Source organism: Brevundimonas sp. CURTG3B2_SDJG, from assembly GCF_057364705.1.
Genome location: NZ_JBNFOJ010000254.1, coordinates 1 through 3,999 on the forward strand (window position 1 = coordinate 1; position 3,999 = coordinate 3,999).

The 3,999-nt window shown below is 68.5% G+C and carries 4 protein-coding genes and 2 pseudogenes; 3 read left to right on the forward strand and 3 right to left on the reverse strand.

Annotated features, from left to right (window positions below):
* The 3 genes and pseudogenes from AC2W7C_RS14415 to flgF all read right to left on the reverse strand — a co-directional run.
* Nucleotides 1-208 (reverse strand): annotated as a pseudogene (locus AC2W7C_RS14415) (hypothetical protein); the annotation flags it as partial.
* A gap of 155 nt (nucleotides 209-363) precedes the next feature.
* Nucleotides 364-1,152, reverse strand: coding sequence for a flagellar basal-body rod protein FlgG (flgG, locus tag AC2W7C_RS14420; RefSeq protein WP_486002047.1), 789 nt, complete (start codon nucleotides 1,150-1,152; stop codon nucleotides 364-366).
* 14 nt (nucleotides 1,153-1,166) lie between these two features.
* A complete protein-coding gene (gene flgF, locus AC2W7C_RS14425) occupies nucleotides 1,167-1,904 on the reverse strand; it encodes a flagellar basal-body rod protein FlgF (RefSeq protein WP_486002048.1) in 738 nt (245 codons plus the stop codon).
* Nucleotides 1,905-2,050: 146 nt separating this feature from the next.
* Between flgF and AC2W7C_RS14430 the strand changes: the two genes are divergently transcribed.
* The 3 genes and pseudogenes from AC2W7C_RS14430 to AC2W7C_RS14440 all read left to right on the forward strand — a co-directional run.
* Nucleotides 2,051-2,728 carry a flagellar basal body-associated FliL family protein gene (locus AC2W7C_RS14430; protein WP_486002049.1) on the forward strand — a complete coding sequence of 226 codons (678 nt, stop codon included), beginning with the start codon at nucleotides 2,051-2,053 and terminating at the stop codon, nucleotides 2,726-2,728.
* A 3-nt stretch (nucleotides 2,729-2,731) separates the two neighbouring features.
* Nucleotides 2,732-3,793 carry a flagellar motor switch protein FliM gene (gene fliM, locus AC2W7C_RS14435; RefSeq protein WP_486002050.1) on the forward strand — a complete coding sequence of 354 codons (1,062 nt, stop codon included), beginning with the start codon at nucleotides 2,732-2,734 and terminating at the stop codon, nucleotides 3,791-3,793.
* Nucleotides 3,793-3,999: pseudogene (locus AC2W7C_RS14440) on the forward strand (hypothetical protein); the annotation flags it as partial. The gene fliM and the pseudogene AC2W7C_RS14440, both read left to right, overlap by 1 nt.

Sequence of the window (3,999 nt, forward strand, 5' to 3'; positions counted from 1 at the left end):
TGCCCAGTCCAGCCCCGATTGACGGCGCCAGGCTCTGCAACTGGCCGGCCTCGAACACCACCGAGGGGCCGACGCGCTGGCCCACGACGGACCCCGGCGGCGGCGCCGGCGCCGTCGAAGATGTCGCCCAGGGTGACGCGGCGTCGTCATCGACGGGATTGGCCTTCAACGCCACCGGACCGGCCAGGGCGGCGGAAGCGGCGAACACCACGAAAGCTCCGCTCATCCCCGCGAAGGCGGGGACCCAGTTCTTTCGCCGGAGCGCCAAACCTGGGGATGGGCGGTGGCGTGCCGACTTCCACACCATCCGTCCAAAGGTCTGGGTCCCCGCCTTCGCGGGGATGAGCGGAAAGATTGGGCTCATCACGACTTCACCTGCGCGCTGACCGACAGCATCTGATCGGCGGTGGTGATCACCTTGGAGTTCATCTCGTAGGCGCGCTGGGCGACGATCAGGGCGCTGATCTCGGAGACCGCGTCGACGTTCGAGGCCTCGGTGAACTTGTGCAGGATCTCGCCGAAGCCGACCTCGCCCGGCGTGCCGATGTTGGCGGCGCCCGAGGCGGTGGTCTCAAGCAGCAGGTTGTCGCCGATGGCTTCCAGGCCGGCCTCGTTGAAGAAGGTCGCCAGCTCCAGCTGGCCGACGATGGCGGGTTCGGTCTGGCCGGCGGTGATGACCTGCACCTGGCCGGACTTGGACACCGAGACGTCGATGGCGTCCTGCGGGATCGAGATGTTCGGCTGCACCGCATAGCCGTCGTCGGTGACCAACTGGCCCTCGCCGTTGACGGCGAAGTTGCCGGCGCGCGTGTAGGCCGTCTCGCCCGAGGGCATCAGGATCTGGAAATAGCCCTTGCCGTCGATGGCCATGTCGTACCGGCCGCCGGTGTTGGTGGGCGTGCCCTGTTCGGTGACGCGATAGACCGCGCCGGCCTTGACCCCCGCGCCGATCTGGATGCCGGTGGGAACGACGGTGCCCTGGGTGGACGACTGCGCGCCCATCCGCTCGACGTTCTGGTACAGCAGGTCCTGGAACTCGGCCCGTTGGCGTTTGTAGCCCACCGTATTCATGTTCGCGATGTTGTTGGAGATGACCTCCACGTTCAGCTGCTGGGCGGCCATGCCCGAGGCGGCGGTTCTCAGCGCGCGCATGTCTCAGTGCTCCCTTACGAGACCCGGCCCAGGCGCTCGACGGCGCGCCGGGACAGGTCGGTGTTGTTCTCGATCATCCGGGTCACGCTCTCGTAGGCGCGCTGGATCTCGATCAGGTTGGTGATCTCGAGGATCGGATTGACGTTGGAGCCCTCCAGCATGCCCTGGCGCACGCGGGCGTCCGGGGCTTCCTGGGCGGGGGCGTTGGAGGCGTTTCGGTACAGGCCGTCGCCGCCCTTCTCGAGCGCGCCCAGGGTGTCGAAACGGACCACGGACAGCCGGCCGACCAGCTGGCCGTCCTGGCTAATCGTGCCGTCGGGGCCGACCGAGGGCTCGCCCAGTTCGGGGTCCAGGACGATCTCGCCGCCGTCGCCCAGCACGGCGTGGCCGCCCTGGGTGGTCAGGCGGCCTTCGGCGTCCAGGGTGAAGGCTCCGTCGCGGGTGTAGGCCTCGCCCGCCCCGTCGCGCAGCTTGAAGAAGGCGCCTTCGCCCTCGATGGCGAAGTCCAGGATCCGGCCGGTCTGCTCCAGCGCGCCCTGGCCATAGTCGCGCCCCACGCCGTTATCCAGCACGAAGCTGACGCCTGGGCGGACGAAGGCGTTGCGCGCGCGCTCGCCGACCTCGGCGCCGACCAGCAGCTGCTCGACCTTGAAGCCGTTGGTGTCCGCATTGGCGATGTTGTTGGCCACGACATCCAGTTCGCGGCGCAGGGTCATCTGGCGTGACAGTCCGACGTAGGCGGCGTTTTCCACGGGCGGCTCCTTTCGCACCGCCTCTTCGCAACGGGCGTGCCAACAGGGTTAACCCAGTGACGGCGGGGCTTTGGGGCGATCGGGCGCGCGGGCGCCCGGCAGGATTTGCCGGTTCTAAACGGCTACGTTAACCAAAAACAGCTCGAATGGGACTGGAGATTCTCGGGGCTCGGCGCATGTTCAAATTCGGCAAGAAGAAGGGGGAGGCGGCGCCCGCGGGCGACGAGGCGACCCAGCTCGCCGTCGCGCACGGGCATGCTCCCGAAGACGGCGAGGCTCCGCCCGCCAAGAAGAAGCTGCCCCTGTTGTTCATCGTCATCCCCGCCGCCCTGGTCCTGCTGGGCGGTGGCGGAGGCGCGGCCTTCCTGCTGATGCAGCCCAAGGCCGCCTCGGCCGAGGCCGGCGGCCACGGCGCCGAAAAGGGCCACGCCAAGAAGGGCGAGAAGAAGGGCGGCGGGCATGGCGGCGGCGACGCGGCGGCCGACGCCTCTCTGGGCGTCATCTCCGAAGGGCCGGACGGCGTGACCTTCTACACCCTGCCGGACATGGTGGTGAACATTCAGGGCGCCGAGGGGCGTCCGACCTTCCTCAAGCTGAAGCTCACCCTGGAGATGAAGGACGCGGCCCTGGCCGAGCACCTGCAGGCCGAGATGCCGCGGATGCAGGACATGTTCCAGGGGTTCCTGCGCGAACTGCGGCCCGAGGACCTGGCCGGCTCGGCCGGAAGCTTTCAGCTGCGCGCCGAGATCCTGCGCCGGGTCAACCTGATCGCCGCCCCGGGCAAGGTCGACGCCGTGCTGATCGAAGAAATGCTGGTGCAGTAGCGGATGACCGACGCCGCCTTCGCCGAAAGCCCCGATCCCTTCGCCGAGCCGGACGTTGTCGACGATCGCCCGGCGGTGTCCGAGCGGGTCCTGAACCAGGACGAGATCGACAGCCTCCTGGGCTTCGACCTGGGCGAGGACGACGGCTCTGAGCGTTCGGGCATCCGGGCGATCATCAACTCGGCGCTGGTGTCCTACGAGCGCCTGCCGATGCTCGAGATCGTCTTCGACCGCCTGGTGCGGCTGATGACGACGTCTCTGCGCAACTTCACCTCGGACAACGTCGAGGTGAGCCTGGATAACATCTCGTCCATCCGCTTCGGCGACTACCTGAACTCCATCCCGCTGCCGGCGATCCTGGCGGTGTTCCGGGCCGAGGAGCTGGACAACTACGGCCTGCTGACGGTCGACTCGAACCTGATCTACTCGATCGTCGACGTGTTGCTGGGCGGCCGTCGCGGCACCGCGGCCCTGCGCATCGAGGGGCGGCCCTACACCACCATCGAACGGGTGCTGGTCCAGCGGATGGTGGAGGTGGTGCTGGCCGACGCCCGCGCCGCCTTCGAGCCCCTGACGCCCGTTCACTTCAACCTGGATCGGCTGGAGACCAACCCGCGCTTCGCCGCCATCGCGCGTCCCGCCAATGCGGCCATCCTGGTCAAGCTGCGCATCGACATGGAGGACCGGGGAGGGCGCATCGAGCTGCTGCTGCCCTACGCCACGCTCGAGCCCATCCGGAAGATGCTGCTGCAGCAGTTCATGGGCGAGAAGTTCGGCCGCGACAACATCTGGGAAGGCCACCTGGCCACCGAGCTCTGGACCACCGAGACCGAGGTGCGCGCGGTCCTGGACGAGCAGCAGCTGCCGCTGTCGCAGGTTCTGAACTTCAAGGTCGGGGACACCCTGATGCTGAACGCCACCCCCGATTCCGAAATCTCGGTCCGGGCCGGGTCGATCCCGCTGACCGTGGGGCGCATGGGCCGCAAGGGCCAGCACATCGCGGTGCGGGTCGAGGCCCCGGTGAACATCGAAGCGGCCTCGAGCCTGGCCAAGGGAAGACGCTGATGACCGGAATGATCCTCGACGGCGTGCTGATGCTGCTGCTGGTCGCGGCGCTGGGATACGGCGTCCGCCTGGAGAAGAAGCTCAGCGCGCTGCGCGCCGGCCAACTGGCCTTCGCCTCGGCCGTCACCGACCTGAACGCCGCCGCCGGGCGCGCCGAGGCCGCCCTGGGCGTCGCCTCAGGGCCTCCGGGGCCAGGAGACCGACCT

Excerpts from the sequence above, each read along its gene's own strand:
- AC2W7C_RS14430 (WP_486002049.1), top strand. The coding sequence starts at position 2,051 with ATGGGACTGGAGATTCTCGGGGCTCGGCGCATGTTCAAATTCGGCAAG.
- flgG (WP_486002047.1), bottom strand. The coding sequence starts at position 1,152 with ATGCGCGCGCTGAGAACCGCCGCCTCGGGCATGGCCGCCCAGCAGCTG.
- fliM (WP_486002050.1), top strand. The coding sequence starts at position 2,732 with ATGACCGACGCCGCCTTCGCCGAAAGCCCCGATCCCTTCGCCGAGCCG.